This is a genomic window from Streptomyces thermoalcalitolerans, assembly GCF_039525155.1.
Lineage (GTDB): Bacteria > Actinomycetota > Actinomycetes > Streptomycetales > Streptomycetaceae > Streptomyces > Streptomyces thermovulgaris.
Genome location: NZ_BAAAHG010000053.1, coordinates 1 through 17,198 on the forward strand (window position 1 = coordinate 1; position 17,198 = coordinate 17,198).

At 72.7% G+C, this 17,198-nt stretch carries 13 protein-coding genes; 3 read left to right on the forward strand and 10 right to left on the reverse strand.

Annotation, left to right across the window (positions count from 1 at the left end; translation table 11 throughout):
- A partial coding sequence (locus ABD224_RS23905) for a TOMM precursor leader peptide-binding protein (protein WP_344053290.1) occupies positions 1-670 on the forward strand: 670 nt, incomplete at its 5' end.
- The gene (locus ABD224_RS23910) at positions 663-2,051 is read left to right on the forward strand and encodes an ABC1 kinase family protein (RefSeq protein WP_344053292.1); all 1,389 of its coding nucleotides are present in this window, start codon (positions 663-665) and stop codon (positions 2,049-2,051) included. The genes ABD224_RS23905 and ABD224_RS23910, both read left to right, overlap by 8 nt.
- Positions 2,052-2,064: 13 nt before the next feature.
- Here ABD224_RS23910 and ABD224_RS23915 read toward each other — a convergent pair whose 3' ends face one another.
- The 5 genes from ABD224_RS23915 to ABD224_RS23935 form a co-directional block, all read right to left on the reverse strand.
- The gene (locus tag ABD224_RS23915) at positions 2,065-2,283 is read right to left on the reverse strand and encodes a hypothetical protein (protein ID WP_344053295.1); all 219 of its coding nucleotides are present in this window, start codon (positions 2,281-2,283) and stop codon (positions 2,065-2,067) included.
- 147 nt (positions 2,284-2,430) lie between these two features.
- The gene (locus tag ABD224_RS23920) at positions 2,431-2,754 is read right to left on the reverse strand and encodes a hypothetical protein (RefSeq protein ID WP_344053297.1); all 324 of its coding nucleotides are present in this window, start codon (positions 2,752-2,754) and stop codon (positions 2,431-2,433) included.
- Positions 2,751-3,119 carry a WhiB family transcriptional regulator gene (locus ABD224_RS23925; RefSeq protein ID WP_344053299.1) on the reverse strand — a complete coding sequence of 123 codons (369 nt, stop codon included), beginning with the start codon at positions 3,117-3,119 and terminating at the stop codon, positions 2,751-2,753. The genes ABD224_RS23920 and ABD224_RS23925 overlap by 4 nt, the downstream gene beginning before the upstream one ends.
- Positions 3,120-3,294: 175 nt before the next feature.
- Positions 3,295-3,615, reverse strand: a complete 321-nt coding sequence (locus ABD224_RS23930) for a hypothetical protein (RefSeq protein ID WP_344053301.1) — start codon at positions 3,613-3,615, stop codon at positions 3,295-3,297.
- 169 nt (positions 3,616-3,784) lie between these two features.
- Positions 3,785-6,028, reverse strand: a complete 2,244-nt coding sequence (locus ABD224_RS23935) for an ATP-dependent DNA helicase UvrD2 (protein ID WP_344053303.1) — start codon at positions 6,026-6,028, stop codon at positions 3,785-3,787.
- Positions 6,029-6,259: 231 nt separating this feature from the next.
- Here ABD224_RS23935 and ABD224_RS23940 point away from each other — a divergent pair, with 231 nt between their 5' ends.
- Positions 6,260-6,502 (forward strand): mycoredoxin, encoded by a 243-nt coding sequence (locus tag ABD224_RS23940; RefSeq protein WP_344053305.1) that lies wholly within the window; start codon positions 6,260-6,262, stop codon positions 6,500-6,502.
- A 228-nt stretch (positions 6,503-6,730) separates the two neighbouring features.
- Here ABD224_RS23940 and nudC read toward each other — a convergent pair whose 3' ends face one another.
- The 5 genes from nudC to ABD224_RS23965 form a co-directional block, all read right to left on the reverse strand.
- On the reverse strand, positions 6,731-7,675 hold the full coding sequence (gene nudC / locus ABD224_RS23945) for an NAD(+) diphosphatase (protein WP_344053307.1): 945 nt from the start codon (positions 7,673-7,675) through the stop codon (positions 6,731-6,733).
- 154 nt (positions 7,676-7,829) lie between these two features.
- Complete coding sequence (locus ABD224_RS23950; RefSeq protein ID WP_344053309.1) at positions 7,830-9,233, reverse strand: dipeptidase; 1,404 nt, start codon at positions 9,231-9,233, stop codon at positions 7,830-7,832.
- 10 nt (positions 9,234-9,243) lie between these two features.
- A complete protein-coding gene (locus ABD224_RS23955) occupies positions 9,244-12,789 on the reverse strand; it encodes an ATP-dependent helicase (protein WP_344053311.1) in 3,546 nt (1,181 codons plus the stop codon).
- 137 nt (positions 12,790-12,926) lie between these two features.
- Positions 12,927-16,331, reverse strand: coding sequence for an ATP-dependent helicase (locus ABD224_RS23960; RefSeq protein WP_344053313.1), 3,405 nt, complete (start codon positions 16,329-16,331; stop codon positions 12,927-12,929).
- A 302-nt stretch (positions 16,332-16,633) separates the two neighbouring features.
- On the reverse strand, positions 16,634-17,029 hold the full coding sequence (locus tag ABD224_RS23965; protein ID WP_344053315.1) for an MGMT family protein: 396 nt from the start codon (positions 17,027-17,029) through the stop codon (positions 16,634-16,636).
- Positions 17,030-17,198: the final 169 nt, after the last annotated feature.

The following is a 17,198-nucleotide window of genomic DNA, read 5'->3' on the forward strand; positions in this document are numbered from 1 at the left end:
CGCCGCGGCGCGGCGGGCCGTGCACCGGGCCGCGCCCGGCCGTCCGCCCCGGCGCACCCCCCGGGGGCCGGCCGAGCAGGACGCCTCCGCCGAGCAGGGCTTCTCCCTGGTGGTCCTCGCCCCGCGGGACGACGTCGCCGTGCACGCACCCGACCCGGCGCAGACCGCTCCCCTCGTCGAGTCCGGCGTCCCCCATCTCCACGCCGGGGTGGTGGAGGGCACGGGCGTCGTGGGTCCGCTCGTCCTGCCCGGCGAGACGAGCTGCGCCGGCTGTCTGCACCTGGACCGCACGGACCGGGACCCGGCCTGGCCGCGTCTGGTGGCACAGTGGCGTTCGGGAGGACCGCGTCCGGTACGTCCCTGTGACGTATCTCTCGCCACGACGGTGGCCGCCCTGGCGGCCGGGCACGCACTGGCCTTTCTGGACGGGGAGTCGCCCTCCAGCGCGGGCACCCGCTGGGAGGTGTCCGTACCGGGTCTGCACTGGCGGGCGCGGCCGTTGCCGCCGCATCCCGCCTGCCCGTGCGGAGCGGCGGGGAAAACCGAGGGGGAACAGGCCTCAAGGGATGGGGCGGCACGCGGGACAATGTCTGGGCAAGGGCCGTCATCGACGCCCTGCCGTGTGGCAGACGCGGCGCGGCTTGCTGGGACTTGGAGGGCGCATGTCTGATCTTCCCCGGAAAGCGGTCACCCGGACCGCCAAGCTCGCCGCGCTCCCGCTCGGTTTCGCCGGGAGAGCGACCTGGGGACTCGGCAAACGGATCGTCGGCGAGTCCGCGGAACTCGTCGGCCGCGAGCTGCAGCAACGCACGGCCGAGCAGCTGTTCAAGGTGCTCGGCGAGCTCAAGGGCGGGGCGATGAAGTTCGGGCAGGCGCTGTCCGTCTTCGAGTCGGCGCTGCCCGAGGAGATCGCCGGGCCCTACCGGGCCGCGCTGACCAAGCTCCAGGAGGCCGCGCCGCCGATGCCGACCCGCACCGTGCACGCCGTGCTGGAGGAGCGGCTCGGTGCGAACTGGCGCGAGTTGTTCGAGGAGTTCGAGGACAAGCCGGCCGCGGCGGCCTCCGTCGGGCAGGTGCACCGGGCGGTGTGGCACGACGGCCGCGAGGTGGCGGTCAAGGTCCAGTACCCGGGCGCCGGCGAGGCCCTGCTGTCCGACCTGAACCAATTGAGCAGATTCGCCCGGCTGCTGGGGCCGCTGATTCCCGGCATGGACATCAAGCCGCTGATCGCCGAGCTCAAGGACCGGGTCTCCGAGGAGCTGGACTACGGCCTGGAGGCACAGGCCCAGCAGGCACACGCCGAGGAGTTCGAGGGCGACCCGGACGTCGTGGTCCCCGCGGTCGTCCATCAGCGCGAACAAGTCCTGGTCACCGAGTGGATGGACGGCATCCCGCTGTCCGAGGTGATCGCGGACGGCTCCAAGGAACAACGCGACCGCGCCGGCCAGCTGCTGGCCCGCTTCCTGTTCTCGGGCCCGGCCCGCACCGGTCTGCTGCACGCCGATCCGCATCCCGGGAACTTCCGTCTTCTGCCCGGCGGACCCGGCGGCGAGGACGACTGGCGGCTGGGTGTCCTGGACTTCGGCACCGTCGACCGGCTCCCCGGCGGGCTGCCGACGCCCATAGGCCAGTCCCTGCGCATGGCGCTGGACGGAGAGGCGGAAGCGGTCTACCGGATGCTGTGCGCGGAGGGCTTCGTCAAGGAGTCCATCGAGCTGGACCCCGACGCCGTTCTCGACTATCTGCTGCCGATCATCGAGCCGGCCCGGGTGGAGGAGTTCACCTTCACCCGTGACTGGATGCGCAGCCAGGCGGTCCGGATCGCCGACCCCCGCTCCCCCGCCTATCAGCTGGGCAAGCAGCTCAACCTGCCGCCGGCGTACCTGCTGATACACCGCGTCACGCTCAGCACGATCGGAGTGCTGTGCCAGCTGGGGGCGACCGTGCGGCTGAGGGAGGAGCTGGAGCAGTGGCTGCCGGGCTTCACCGCCGGCCCCGCCGGCCCGGACGACGGGGATGCGGAGGCCGGGCGGACGGCCGCCGAGGCCTGAGCTCGGACGGGACCTACCACCAGGCCGAGTCGAGCCGGCCCTCGATCGAGCGGAGGTTCTTCCGGGAGCAGGCGTCGCAGAAGTAGCGCCGTACGCCGCCTTCCACGGAACAGGTCCAGGTGGGCTGCGGGCCGTCGGCCGGAGTGCCGCAGCGCGAGCACTCCCAAGCGGGACGTTCCGGGCCGAAGTCGCTGTGGTCCGTCCCTTCGGAAAGATCGGAAAGACTCGTCACCCGGCGACGATACCTCCGGACCATAATGCGGCGGACGCAACGCACCGTGGGGGCCGGTCCGTTCACCACGGACCGGCCCCCACGGGCGGAGCCGACGGCCTCCCGGACGGGGAGGCCGTCACCGGGCGGTGTGCGCAGCGCGGTCGGTTACTGCATCACCGCCATGGCGAGCGCACGGCGGGCGCGCAGCGAGGCACGCTCGGCACGGCGCTGCATCCGGCGGGCGGCAGCCAGGCGCACGGCCTGGCGTTGCCGCTCCGCCTCGCGCAACCGCTCCTGCATATGCGCACGGGCCAGGGCTTCTGGGATGAGTTGCATCTCTCGGGTCCTGTTCTGGCGCGAGTCGATCGCGCCGGTGGTGGTGACGTCTTCGGTCGCGGAACCTGCGGGTTCACGGGTGGACGGCTTCATCGAGGCCTGCTTCTGGGGATCGTGCGCGAGGGGACGGTCGATCGTTCCGGGGGTGTTCATGACGTGACCGGGTTCTTGCGCGGGCGGCCACGGGGCCGCTTCCGGGCGACCACAACACCCTGGACGAACAGCTCGCCACCCCAGACACCCCAGGGCTCACGCCGCTCCTTGGCTCCGGCGAGGCAGGCCTCGATCAGCGGGCAGGTGCGGCACAGGGACTTGGCGTACTCCACGTCCGCCGGCGACTCGGCGAAGAAGACCTCCGGGTCGTAGGTACGGCACGGGACGGGTACGTCGAGCTTCTCGATGGCGTCGTCAAGCGCGGTGAGCGCGGTGAGCGCGGTCAAAGCAGGGTCCTCCGTGAGACCGGTTTTGGGGATCGTGCCGGAAGGTGGTGCGGACGGGGCGTGCGCTTCGAGTTGCACGGTTCGTCTTCCTCGTCTGGTCGGACCGGCCGGTAGGCCGGATGTCGGCTGGGTACCGCGTTCTTCACTTGTCCCGAGGCACCTTCTGCTCCGCTCTCCCCGTTCGGGGAAAACAGAAGGGCCGCGGATCCCGGATGGGGTTCCGCGGCCCTGAAGGCGCCGACCTGATCAGCGATCAGGATGGATCACTCCAGGGTTTTGGCCCACGGAAGGCCCACATCAGGTGGTGCTGCGTCGTCTGCTTCCGGTTTTCGGCACCGGTCGCCGCAAAGGCATAGGCCTGCGCCTGCGCCGCTACTGCTCCCAGTGCCTTGGTCGGTCGCTCATCGCGCTCACGGACGGAAAAACCCGCGAGAGCCGCAAAGGACGCCGGACGCACGGCACGCACGCCGGACAGACCGGTGCCCTGGTGCGAGACGCCGGGCATGCGCAGGGAGGCAATCGAGCGATCGGCCATTTTGACGCTGCTGAAGAAGCTGCTCTTGATGCTGATCACTGGACTCGCCTCCTCTCGGCGTCTGAGGGGACTGGGATGAGCCAGTCCATGTGGACGGATGCACAAGTACAACACGGAATCGCGGCCTCAGGAAGGCCACCGTTCCCGTGACCAAGAACCTATGGGGCTTGACGGGGCGCGCGCAAACTATTTTCTCGACGAGTTCGCATCAGTTCTCGCCTGTTTCTGTCACAGGCTTCTGACCTGCGCAGATGGCCAGAACATCCGCTCCGTACCGGCGCAGCTTGCGCATCCCGACCCCGGGGATGCGTGCCAGCTCGTACTCGTCGTCCGGGACGGACTCGGCGATCGCCATCAAAGTCTTGTCGGTGAAGACGCAGAAGGCGGGCTGTCCGCTGCGCCCGGCCTGCTCCGCCCGCCACTCGCGCAGCCGTTCGTACAGGCCCTCGTCCATGTCGGAGGGACAGTCCTCACAGCGCATCAGCTTCAGTTCGCCGCCGCCGGTGAGGGTGCGTCCGCAGACCCGGCACCGGGCGGGGGCGCGCCGGACGCGGCGCGGAACGGACGCCCCCATGCCCCCCACGGCTCCCACGGTCCCCGCGGCCGCTGCGGCCCCGTCGGTCGCGGTGAAGCCCCGCTCGATGCCCCCGAAGGCGCCGGGCACGCCCCGGCCCGCGGTGCCGGCCGAGCCCGGCCGCAGCCCGTCGAGAAAACGGCTCGGGCGACGGTGGGGACGACCGCCGGGCGAGCGGGACAGCGCCCAGGAGACATACAGCTGTTCACGGGCGCGGGTGACACCGACATAGAGGAGACGGCGCTCCTCCTCGATCTGTTCGTCGGTTCTGGCGTAGGTGATCGGGATCATGCCCTCGGTGATCCCGACCAGGAAGACGACGTCCCACTCCAGGCCCTTGGCGGAGTGCAGCGAGGCGAGGGTGACGCCCTGGACGGTGGGGGCGTGCTGGGTGTTCGCCCGCTCGTCGAGCTCGGTCACGAGGTCGCTCAGGGTGGCGTCCGGTCTGGCGGCGGCGAAGTCCTGGGCGAGATGGGCCAGGGCGGCCAGTGACTCCCAGCGCTCCCTGACCGCGCCGGAGCCGGCCGGCGGCTGCGGGGTCCAGCCCTCCGCGGACAGCACGGCACGCACCTGGGAGGGCAGGTCGACGGCGTCGTCGAGGAGGGAGTCGTTGCCGCCGAAGCGGGCGGCGCCGCGCAGCGCGATCACCGCCTTGCGCACCTCGGGCCGGTCGAAGAAGCGTTCCGCGCCGCGCAGCTGATAGGGCACACCGAGGTCGGCGAGCGCCTGTTCGTAGGTCTCGGACTGGGAGTTCGTCCGGAACAGGACGGCGATCCCGCTCGGCGGGACACCGGAGGCGATGAGCTCCTGGATACGGCGGGCGGCGCCCTCGGCCTCGGCGGGCTCGTCGGCGTACTCGGTGTAGACGGGGTCGGGGCCCGGGGCGCGCTGGGAGACCAGTTCCAGCCGGTGGTCGGCGGCCCGGCCGCGGGCCTGGGCGAGCAGCCCGTTGGCGAGATGGACGATCTGCGGGGTGGAACGGTAGTCACGGACCAGCTTGACGACGGTGGCCCCGGGGTGCCGTGTGCGGAAGTCGAGCAGATAGTCCGGGGTCGCCCCCGTGAACGAGTAGATCGTCTGGCTGGCGTCGCCGACCACGCACAGGTTGTCCCGCTCGCCCAGCCACAGCTCCAGCAGCCGCTGCTGGAGCGGGTTGACGTCCTGGTACTCGTCCACCACGAAGTGCTGGTACTGGGCACGGACCTGTTCCGCCACGTCGTGCCGGTCCTGCAGGATGGCGACGGTCAGCAGCAGGACGTCCTCGAAGTCGATGACGGAGCGGTCCTGCTTGAGCTCCTCGTAGACGGAGTACAGCCGGGCGATCTCGGCCGGGTCGCGGGGGGTCTCACGGCCGGCCTTCGCGGCGGCGAGGGCATAGTCGGCCGGGACGGTCTGGGTGACCTTGGCCCACTCGATCTCCGCGGTGACGTCCCGCAGCTCACCCCGGTCCAGTCGGATCCGGCAGGCGGCGGCCGCGTCCGCGACGAGCTGGATCTTGCGGTCGACGAGCCGGGGCATGACGCCGCCGATCACTTTCGGCCAGAAGTACTGCAGCTGACGCAGGGCGGCCGAGTGGAAGGTGCGGGCCTGCACACCGTGCGCGCCGAGTTGGCGCAGCCGGCCGCGCATCTCGCCGGCCGCCCGGTTGGTGAAGGTGACGGCGAGCACGCTGGAGGGCTGGTAGATCCCCGCCCGCACCCCGTAGGCGATGCGGTGGGTGATCGCACGGGTCTTGCCGGTGCCGGCACCCGCCAGGACGCACATCGGCCCGCGCAGACAGGTGGCCACCTCGCGCTGCTCCGGGTCGAGCCCGTCGAGCACCGCGTCGGCGGAGTCCGGGATCTGCGAGAAGAGCGGGGAGTGCGTTGCTGCTGTCACACAGCCATGCTGCCAGGTCGCAGGAGGCGGGCGAGCCGGTTGTCCACAGGCGAGCCTTCACAGTCACACTGATACGACAGATACGGCGGATACGACATATGCGGCGACGGACATGACAGATGTCATGCTCGTGTCGGTCCTGGATACCCCCGGCGGGAATGCCGAGCCGATGGCGTACGTTTCCCCAGTGCTGTCCCCAAGTCCTCAACCTGCTGAAGGAGCGCACGAGACATGCCGGGCACTGTGACGATGTACAGCACCACGTGGTGCGGCTACTGCCGTCGGCTGAAGAGCCAGCTGGACCGCGAGGGCATCGCCTACACCGAGGTCAACATCGAGCACGACCCGGAGTCCGCGGCCTTCGTCGAGAAGGCGAACGGCGGAAACCAGACCGTTCCCACCCTGCTGTTCGAGGACGGCACGACCCTGACGAACCCGTCGCTGGCGCAGGTCAAGCAGAAGCTCGGCATCTGACCCCGGCGCGTCTCACACATGCACGGAAGGCGGCTTCCCGAGGCCTCTCGGGAAGCCGCCTTCTCATCGTCTCATCGGTTTCCCCGGCTTTCCCCGGTTTCCCCGGCCTTCCCCGGTTTCCCGGCTCTCTCGGTTCTCCCGCCCGCTTGCCCGGCCGTCGCGCCCGCCCGTCTCGGCTCGCCCGTTCGCCCGTTCGCTCGTTCTCTTGTTCTCTTCGGCGCCCTCGCCTCAGACAGTGGTCCGTGTCGGCAGCGGCTTGCCGTACCAGATCTCGATGAGGCGGGCCGCGATGGAGATGCCGTAGGGGGGCAGGACCTCGCCGGAGTCGAAGGCCGCGCGGAGTTCCTCGCGGGAGAACCAGCGGGCCTCGTGTATCTCGTCGCCGTCGACGGTGATGCCGGTCGAGGTGGCGCGGGCCATGAAGCCCAGCATCAGGCTGGACGGGAACGGCCAGGGCTGGCTGGCGACGTACTCGACCTGGCCGATGGTGACGCCGACCTCCTCGTGGACCTCGCGGCGCACCGCCTGCTCGACGGACTCCCCGGGCTCGACGAAACCGGCGAGCGTGGAGAAGCGGCCCTCGGGCCAGTGCACCTGACGGCCGAGCAGAATGCGGTCCTCCTCGTCGGTGACAGCCATGATCACCGCGGGGTCGGTGCGCGGGTAGTGCTCGGCGCCGCAGGCCGGGCAGCGGCGGATGTGGCCGGCCGCGGCGATCACGGTGCGCTTGCCGCAGCGGGAGCAGAAGCGGTGCAGGCGCTGCCAGTTCTCCAGGGCCACCGCGTGCACCATCAGGCCCGCGTCACGCGGGGACAGCAGCAGGCCGGCCTCGCGCAGGCCGGCCGGGCGGGCGGACTGGTCCATGCGGCCGGGCAGGGAGTCCTTCTGCAGGGCGAAATAGCTGACGCCGTCCTTGTCGGTGCCCAGGAAGTAGCGGTGTGCCTCGGTGGGAGGGGCCTCGAAGGTGGGGGTCGTGACGAGTACGGTCCGGCCGTCGGGCGTCTCGTCGATCAGGACCTGGCCGCCGGAGACCACGAAGCAGCGCGTCGAGGGGTGGCTCCACGCGGCGGCCAGCCAGGCCTCGTCGAACCGGTGGTGGGCGGCCCGGTCGATGCCGCTGGGCGCGGTGAGCGAGATGGGTCGGTCGGCGGTGTGATCGGTCCAGGTGGTCACGAGTGCTTCCCATTCCCCCGGTGCAACGGTTGTTTCGGCTGTGGTTCAGCAGGGCGCGCGACAGGAGACGTCCGCGTGCGGCGGGGCCTGAGGCTGCGCGGCGGCCTTTCCAGTGTGCTCCTGGTCCGAGGCCGCCCCTGCCGGCGGTCGCCCGTCAGGGCGCGCCACGCCAGTGCTCCGCGAGGTCGTCCCACAGGTACGCGCTGGTCTCCACGCCCTTGAACAGAAGGTCGAGCTCGACCTTCTCGTTCGGCGCGTGCCAGCCGTCGGACGGGATGGAGATGCCCAGGAAGAGCACGGGCGCGCCGAGCACCTCCTGAAGGTCGGCGGCCGGACCCGAGCCGCCCTCGCGTGTGAAGCGGACGGGGGTGCCGAAGGCCCGGCTCATGGCGCGGACCACGGACTGCAGGGCCGGGTGGTCCAGCGGAGTCAGGCACGGACGCGTGGCCGCGCCGAAGGTGATCTCGGACCGGATCCCCGCGGGCACCTGCTCGGCGGCCCAGGCGCGCACGGCCTTCTCCACATGGCCGGGGTCCTGGCCGGCGACCAGGCGGAACGACAGCTTGACCACCGCGTCGGCCGGGATGATCGTCTTGCTGCCGGGGCCCTGGTAGCCGCCGCCGATGCCGTTGACCTCGGCGGTGGGGCGGGCCCAGATGCGCTCCAGGGTGGTGTACCCGGCCTCGCCGTGGGTGGCGTAGGACTTGGCCGTGCGCAGCCACTGCTCCTCGTCGAAGGGAAGCTCGGCGAAGAGTTCGCGCTCGCGGTCGGTGAGCTCCACGACGCCGTCGTAGAAGCCGGGGATCGCCACGCGCGCGTGCTCGTCGTGCAGGGCGGCGACCAGGCGGGCGGCGGCGGTCGCCGGGTTGGGCACCGCGCCGCCGAAGGAGCCGGAGTGGATGTCCTGGTCGGGCCCGGACAACCGGATCTCGCACTCGGCGAGCCCCCGCATCCCGGTGCACACCGTGGGCGTGTCCGCGGACCACATGCCGGTGTCGGAGACGATCACGGCGTCGGCGGCCAGGCGGTCCGCACGGCTCTCGACGAGCGCCCTGAAGTGCGGGGAGCCGGACTCCTCCTCGCCCTCGATCAGGAGTTTGAGGTGGACCGCCGGGGCGGTGCGGCCGGTGGCGGCGAGGTGGGCGCGGACGCCGAGTGTGTGGAAGAACACCTGGCCCTTGTCGTCGGCCGCCCCGCGCGCGTAGAGGCGGCCCTCGCGGACGACGGGCTCGAAGGGCTCGCTGTCCCAGCCGTCCTCACGGGCGGCGGGCTGGACGTCGTGGTGTCCGTAGACGAGGACCGTCGGGGCGTCGGGGTCGTCGGAGCGCCACTCGGCGAAGACGGCCGGGGCGCCCGGGGTCTGCCAGATCTCGACGGTGGTGAACCCGGTCTCCCGCAGTGCGCCGGCGAGCCAGTCGGCACTGCGGCGTACATCGGACGCGTGCTCGGGCTGGGCCGACACGGAGGGGATGCGCAGCCACTCGACGAGGTCGTCGAGGAAGGCGGCGCGGTGCTGTGCGATGTACGTACGGACGGCGCTGTCCGGGGTCTGGCTCATGCGTCCGAGCCTATCGGCCCGCGACGGCATCCCGTTCGGGCGGTTCGTCACCTTGTGGGCCGGGCCTCGGCTCCTGGAGCAGCAGCCTCTCCAGCTCCGCCCGGCCGGGCAGGTCGTCGTGCCGTACGACCTCACCGGTGCGTACGTACACGAACGCGGCGGTGACGCGCTCCAGGGGGATGCCGTGCTGCTCGGCCCAGGCCAGCCGGTACACCGCGAGCTGGAGCGGGTCGGCGGTGGGAGAGCGGTTCGTCTTCCAGTCCACGATCTCGTACGTCGCCGTGTCCCCGTCGCCCTCCTTGTAGACGGCGTCGATACGGCCCCGGACGACACGGCCGGCGAGGGCGAGCTGGAAGGGCGCCTCGACGCGGTGGGGCGTGCGATGTGCGTACTCGGTGCGCTCGAAGGCCGCCTTGAGGGCTTCCAGGTCGCGTTCGTCGTCGATCTCGGCGTCGCCGCCGGGCAGTTCCTCGGGCTCCAGCATGGGCAGCGTCAGCTCTTCGAAGCGGGATTCGACCCAGGCGTGGAAGCGGGTGCCACGGCGCGCGGCGGGTTGCGGGGGGCGCGGCATGGGGCGTGCGAGTTCCCGCGCGAACCCGTCGGGGTCGGACGCCAGGTGCAGCAGCTGCGACGCGGTCAGAGTCGTCGGCAGGGGGACGTCGGTGACGTTCTGCCGGGTGTGCCGGAGCTCCGCGGTGAGCGCGTCGAGGTCGCGGTCCCAGGAGGCGACGAGGCGGGCCTCCTCCGGGGTGAGGGGCTCGGACTCGACGGTGCGTTCACCGGTGCGTTCACCGGGGTGAGGGCGTCCGGCCGGCGGGGCGGAGTGCGGTTCGGGCGCGGTGGCCTGGTGCGGGACCGCCGGGCGGTCGCTGCTCCAGGAGTCCCAGTCGCCGAGGTCCTCCTCGACAGGGGCGTCCTCCTCGAAAGGTGCGAAGGGCTCGAAGGGGATGTCCTCGTCGTGGGGCGGTGCGTCGTCCTCCGGGGGCGGGGGCCATTCGGGGTCGTCAGGGGTGTCCGGACGGTGGACGGCCGTCGGGTGGTGGTCCGGGTCGCCGGCGAGCTTCTCCAGGTGGTCCAGGACGATCGCGGCGGCCTCGCGGCGGCGGGCCAGGGCGGCCTCGTCCAGGGGCAGGGGCCACGCCTGGCCGACGGTGGCCCGGTGCAGGGCCGGGTTCTCCTCGTCCGGTCCGGGCGCCTCCGCCCAGACCTCGATCTCGCCCCCTCCGGCGACGCAGTGGTCGTGAAGGGCCTGCAGGAAGGGGGACGGGCCGCGCGGCTTCTTCTGGCGGGGGCCCCACCAGTGGCCGGAGCCCAGCAGCAGGGAGCGGGGGCGGGTGAAGGTGACGTAGCCGAGGCGCAGCTCCTCGGTGTACTGGTGGTCCTTCATGGCCTCGTGGAAGGCCTTCATCCCCCGCGTGTCCCAGCTGCCGACGTCGGGGAGGGTGCCGGCGTCGCCGCGCAGGGCGTGCGGCAGGACCCTGCTCTGGCTGGTCCACTTCTCGCGGCCCTGCGCGCTGGGGAAGGTGCCGGCGACCAGGCCGGGGACGGCGACCACGTCCCACTCCAGGCCCTTGGACTTGTGCGCGGTGAGCACCTTGACGGTGTTCTCGCCGCCGGGCAGCGCGTTGTCGAGGCCCTTCTCGTACTGGGCGGCGGTGCGCAGGAAGCCGAGGAAGGCCAGCAGCGACGCCTCGCTCTCGTTGGCGGCGAAGGAGGCGGCGATGTCCAGGAAGTTGGACAGGGTCTCGCGGCGGCGGGCGGCCAGCGCGTGCGGGGAGGCCGACAGCTCCACGTCCAGGCCGGTGACGGCGAGGATGCGGTGCAGGACGTCCATGAGCGGGTCGGCCAGGGAGCGGCGCAGGTCGCGCAGCTCGGCGGCGAGCCGGGCGAACCGCACCCGTGCCTCCGGGGAGAACGGCAGCCCGTCGTCGTCCCCGCCTCCGTGCAGGGGGGTTTCGAGGAAGGTGTCGAGGGCGTCCGCGAGCGAGATCGTCTCGGCCGGGTCGACGCCCTCGACGGCCCCGGCGAGCCGGCTGTCGGGGTCGTCGCCGGCGTCCGCGCGGGTGTGGGCGACGAGCAGTCTCGCCCTGCGGCCGAGAAGCGCGAGGTCGCGCGGGCCGATGCGCCAGCGCGGTCCGGTCAGCAGCCGCACCAGGGAGGCGTTGGCGCCGGGATCCTGCAGGACCTCGCAGACGGCGACCAGGTCGGCGACCTCGGGCAGGTGCAGCAGCCCGGACAGGCCGACGACCTCGACCGGGATGTCACGGGCGACCAGGGCGCCCTGGATCTCGGCGAAGTCGTTGGCCGTACGGCACAGGACGGCGATCTCGCCCGGTTCCTTCCCCGTCCGCACCAGGTGGGCGATGGAGTCGGCGATCCACTCGATCTCCTCGGCGTGGGTGGGCAGCAGCGCGCAGCGCACCAGGCCGTCGCGCTCGGCGCCGGGGGCGGGGCGCAGGGCCTCCACTCCCGCGTGCATGGCGCGCAGGGGCGCGGCGAGGCCGTTGGCGAGGTCGAGGAGGCGTCCGCCGCTGCGGCGGTTCTCGCTGAGGGCCTGGCGGACAGCGGGACGGCCGTCGGCGCGGGGGAAGTGCTCGGGGAAGTCGTCGAGGTTGGCGACGGAGGCGCCGCGCCAGCCGTAGATGGCCTGGCAGGGGTCGCCGACGGCGGTCACGGGGTGGCCCGTGCCGTTGCCGAAGAGGCCGGCCAGCAGGACGCGCTGGGCGACCGAGGTGTCCTGGTACTCGTCGAGGAGGACCACCCGGAACTCCTCGCGCAGGATGCGGCCCACTTCGGGCAGCCGGGCGAGCCGTGCGGCCAGGGCGATCTGGTCGCCGAAGTCGAGCAGGTCGCGCTCGCGCTTGGCGGCCCGGTAGCGGAGGACCAGGTCGGCCAGTTCACGGCGGGCGGCGGCCGTCTCGGGGACCTTGCGCAGGTCGGCGTTGGTGAGTCTGACGCCCTCCAGGGTGTGCAGCAGTCCGGTGTCCCACGCGCGCAGCTCCTCGGGGCTCACGAGGTGTTCGGAGAGCTCGGCGTCGAGGGCGAGGAGGTCACCGACCAGGTCCGGGAAGGAGCGGGTCAGCGCCGGGTACGGGCCGGGGGCCTCGCGCAGGACGCGTGCGGCGAGCTGGTAGCGGGTGGCGTCGGCGAGGAGCCGGGTGGTGGGTTCGAGACCGATGCGCAGTCCGTGGTCGGTCAGGAGACGGCCGGCGAAGGCGTGGTAGGTGGAGATCACCGGTTCGCCCGGAGGGTTGTCCGGGTCGATGACGTCGGGGTCGGTGACACCGGCCTTGACCAGCGCCTTGCGGACGCGGTCGGCGAGCTCGCCGGCGGCCTTGTTGGTGAAGGTCAGGCCCAGGACCTGTTCGGGGGCGACCTGTCCGGTGCCGACCAGCCACACCACGCGGGCCGCCATCACGGTGGTCTTGCCGGATCCGGCGCCGGCCACGATCACCTGCGGAGCGAGCGGCGCGGTGATGCAGGCCGTCTGCTCCGGGGTGAACGGAATCCCGAGGAGCTCCTTGAGCTGCTCGGGATCGGTGATACGGGCGGGCACTCACCAGAGGCTAGCGGCGGACACGGACAGCGCGGGCCACGGCATCCTCCGGATCGGCGAGAACGCGGGTCGGTACCGGCTGGTGCCGTTCGTCACGCAGGCCGCACGGCGGCCCGCCCGACGGCTCACTCGACGGCTCACTCGACGACGTGGCGTCCCTCCGGCCGTGCGCTGCACGACGCGCGGAACGCGCAGTGCGCGCAGTGCTGCCCGGCCGTCGGCGTGAACCGCTCGTCGAGGACCTTTCCGGCGGCGGTGGCCAGCAGCTCACCGATCCACTCCCCCTCCAGCGGCCCCTGGGTCTGCACCTTGGGCAGGCCGTCGCCGCCGTCCCGTTTGGCCGCCCCCTGGCGCAGCTGGACGAGTTCGGCGCCGCCCGGCTCGGGGCGTGTGCCGCCGAAGATCCCGTCGACGGCGCCCTCGCGGACGGCGAGCTGGTAGACGGCCAGCTGCGGATGGCGGGCCACCTCCGCCGCGCTGGGGGCCTGCTTGCCGGTCTTGAAGTCGACGACATAGGCGCGCCCCGCGCCGTCGGTCTCCACACGGTCCATGGAGCCGCGGATGCGCACCTGGTGGTCGCCCGCCTCCAGGGTCACGTCGAAGGCGTGCTCGCCGGCCACGGGCGTGCGGCCGGAGCGGTCCAGGACATGCCATCTCAGGAAGCGTTCGAGTGCCACGCGCGCGTTCTCCTTCTCCTGCTCCGACTTCCACGGCGCGTCGAAGGCGAGCGCGTTCCACACCGTCTCCAGGCGTTCCATGAGGACCTCGAGGTCGGCGGGGGTGCGTCCGGAGGCGACCTCGTCGGCGAGCACGTGCACCACGTTGCCGAAGCCCTGGGCGGCGCTCGCGGGAGGGTCCGCCCTGACCTCGCGGCTGAGGAACCACTGCAGGGCGCAGGTGTTGGCGAGCTGGTCGAGGGCGCTGCCGGACAGGACGACGGGCTGGTCGCGGTTGCGCAGCGGCACCTTGTTCTCGGTCTGGTCGGCCATGCCCCACCAGCGGTAGGGATGGGCCGAGGGCACCAGGGGGCGGCCCTCGTCGTCGGCGAGCGCGGCGAGCCGGGCCAGCCGGTGCGCGGCGGCCCGTCTCAGGGCGGTGGAGGCGCGCGGGTCGACGGTCGTGGCGCGCAGTTCGGCGACCAGTGCCGCCACGGACAGCGGGCGGCGCGGACGGCCGGTGACGTCCTTGGGTTCGACTCCGAGTTCGGCGAGGAAGCGGGAGGGCTGGTCGCCGTCGTCCGAGGGTGCCTTCACCGCGGTCACGACGAGACGTTCACGCGCGCGCGTGGCGGCGACGTAGAACAGGCGGCGTTCCTCCGCCAGCAGTGCCCCCGGGGTGAGCGGCGGGGCGAGTCCGTCGCGGCCGATGCGGTCCGCCTCCAGCAGGGAGCCGCGGCGCCGCAGGTCCGGCCACAGTCCCTCCTGGACGCCGGCGATCACGACCAGGCGCCACTGCAGGCCCTTGGCGCGGTGCGCCGTCATCAGGCGCACCGCGTCGGGGCGTACGGCGCGCCGTGTGAGCGTGTCGGCGGCTATGTCCTCGGCCTCGATCTCCTCCAGGAAGTTCAGGGCGCCCAGGCCTCCGGTGCGCTCCTCGGCGCGGGCGGCGGTCGCGAACAGCGCGCACACGGCGTCCAGGTCACGGTCGGCGTTGCGTCCCGCGGCGCCGCCGCGCCGGGCGGCCCGCTCCAGACGGGCGGGCCACGGGGTGCCCTCCCACAGGTCCCACAGCGCCTCCTCGGCCGTACCGCCGCTCGCCAGGCGCTCGCGGGCCTTTCTGAGCAGTGCGCCGAGGCGCTGGGCGCCACGCGCGTACGTGGGGTCGTGCGCGACCAGGCGTTCGGGTTCGGCCAGGGCCCGGGCGAGCAGTTCGTCCGAGGGCGGGGGCAGGGGGTTGCCGGCGGCGCGTTCCTCCTCGCGCAGCGCACGGCCCAGGCGGCGCAGGTCGGCGGCGTCCATGCCGGCCAGCGGTGAGGTGAGGAGGGTGAGCGCGGTCTCGGTGTCCAGCCAGCAGGCGTCCGCCTCGGACTGCTCCTCCGACTGCTCCTCGGCCCGCCCCTCGGCCCCTTCCCCGGGCTGCTCTGCGGACCGCTCCCCGAGGCGCCCTCGCGGTTCCTCGCCGGCCGCCTTCGCCGCGCCGCGCCGCGCCGCTTCCGCGGTCGCCACCGCCCGCAGCGCCGTCAGCAGGGGTGCCACCGCCGGTTCGTGACGCAGCGGTACGTCGTCCCCGTCGACGTCCAGGGGCACCCCGGCGGCCGTCAGGGCACGGCGGAGGACCGGGATGGTGCGCGCGCCGGCGCGGACCAGGACGGCCATCTCGCTCCAGGGGACCCCGTCCTCCAGGTGGGCCCGGCGCAGGATGTCGGCGATGTTGTCCACCTCGGTGCCCGGTGTCGGGTACGTGCAGACCTCGACACGGCCGCCGGCGTGCACCGGGACCGGCTCGCGGTGGGCGCGGACCTGGTCGGCGGGGAGGCGGGTGAGCGGCATCCGCCGGGTCAGCAGACGGGTCGCGGCGAGCAGCGCGGCGCCGGAGCGGTAGGAGGTGCGCAGAACCTGTATGGGGGCCGGGCTGCCGTCCGCGCACGGGAAGGTCCGCGGGAACTCGAGGATGCCGTTCACGTCCGCGCCCCGGAAGGCGTAGATCGACTGGTCGGGGTCGCCGAAGGCGAGCAGGGTGCGGCCGTCCCCGGCGAGCGCGCGCAGCAGCCGTACCTGGGCCGGGTCGGTGTCCTGGTACTCGTCGACGTAGACCGCGTCGTACCGCGCGGCGAGCTGCTCGGCGACCTCGGGGCGGCGGGCGAGGAGCACCGCGCGGTGGACGAGTTCGGCGTAGTCGAGGACGCCCCGCAGGTCGAGGACGTCGAGGTACTCGGCGAGGAAGGCGGCCGCCGCCTGCCAGTCGGGGCGGCCGATGCGGCGCGCGAAGGCCGCCAGGTTCCCGGGGCCGAGGCCCAGTTCGCGGCTGCGGGCGAGGACCGCGCGGACCTCGTCGGCGAAGCCGCGGGTGGTCAGGCAGGCGCGCAGTTCGTCCGGCCAGCGCACCGTGCCCAGCCCCAGGCGCTCCAGGTCGATCTGACCCGCCAGGAGCTCACGGACGGTCACGTCCTGCTCGGGCCCGGACAGCAGCCGCAGCGGCTCGGCGAACAGGTCGCTGTCCTGGTGGGCGCGGACCAGGGCGTAGCAGAACGAGTGGAAGGTGGTCGCCTGCGGGGCGCGGGCCGCTCCGGTGCGCAGCGCCATGCGGTCGCGCAGGTCGACGGCGGCCTTGCGGCTGAACGTCAGCACCAGGATCCGTTCGGGGTCCCCGCCGCGGGCGATCCGCGCGGCCACGGACTCCACCAGGGTGGTGGTCTTGCCGGTGCCCGGACCTGCGAGAACGAGCAACGGTCCGGTCTCGTGGTCAACCACGGCACGCTGCGCGGCGTCCAGAAGAGGGGGGTCCGGTCTGAGAGGCGGGGTACGCACCAGTCGGTAGGCGCCGCGGTTCTCCTGGCGCGCCTGGGGGTGCGGCAGGCGTCTGGTGGAGGAAGAGGAGCTCACGTGGTTCGCCGGTCCTGGTGGGTGTGCTGGGGTCTGTCACGGCCGACGCGCGGCACCGTCGTCGCGGGGACGCGCGGGCCGACGGAGGGAGCGGTGGCCGCGGGGTGAGGAGGACGCACGCAGCCGGCGCCGCACCGAGGGCGGGCGGGGAGGCAGGGCCTCCCCCTCTTCCCGGGACCCTCCCTGTGCGCAGCCGTCACGTGTGTCCCTCGGTTCACGAACGTACGACATCGCGTACACGTGTCCCGATTCACCCGTACGGACCACGGGATCCTCGCGGATCCCTCGAATGGCGGAAGCTGTCAGGTGTGACCCTGTGCATGTTCACCGCCGTCCCACCGGGCCCGCCGCATGTCGAGGCGCGGCAGATGCCCCTCGGCCGCTCTGCCCGCCTCCTTCAGGGGCGTGCCCTCGGCGCGGTAGTGGGCGAGAGCACGCAGCTCGTGGCCCGGGAGCAGAACGCCGTCCGCGCGGACGACCCGCCACCACGCGACGGCTCCGCCGTAGAGGGCCATCACCCGGCCCACCTGGCGGGGGCCGCCCTCCTGGAGCCATTCGGCGACGTCCCCGTAGGTCATGACGCGCCCCGGCGGTATCAGGTCGACGACCTCGAGAACCCGCTCGGCGTACTCGGGCAGTGCGTCGGCATGGCCGGGGCGTTCCGGACGACCGTCGTGCGGAGGGCTCGCTGTGCTCATCCGCCTCATCCTGCCCCATCCCACCGACAGCAAGAGGTGTCCGGACACGGGGCCGTGCCCTCGCTCCTGGGCGGCACTTCCGGCAGACTGTGCGCCCCGCACATGCACCCTGCCGCCTCCGTGTGTCGGTGGGACATGCCACCATCGTGCGGGCGGTGACCGGTGATAC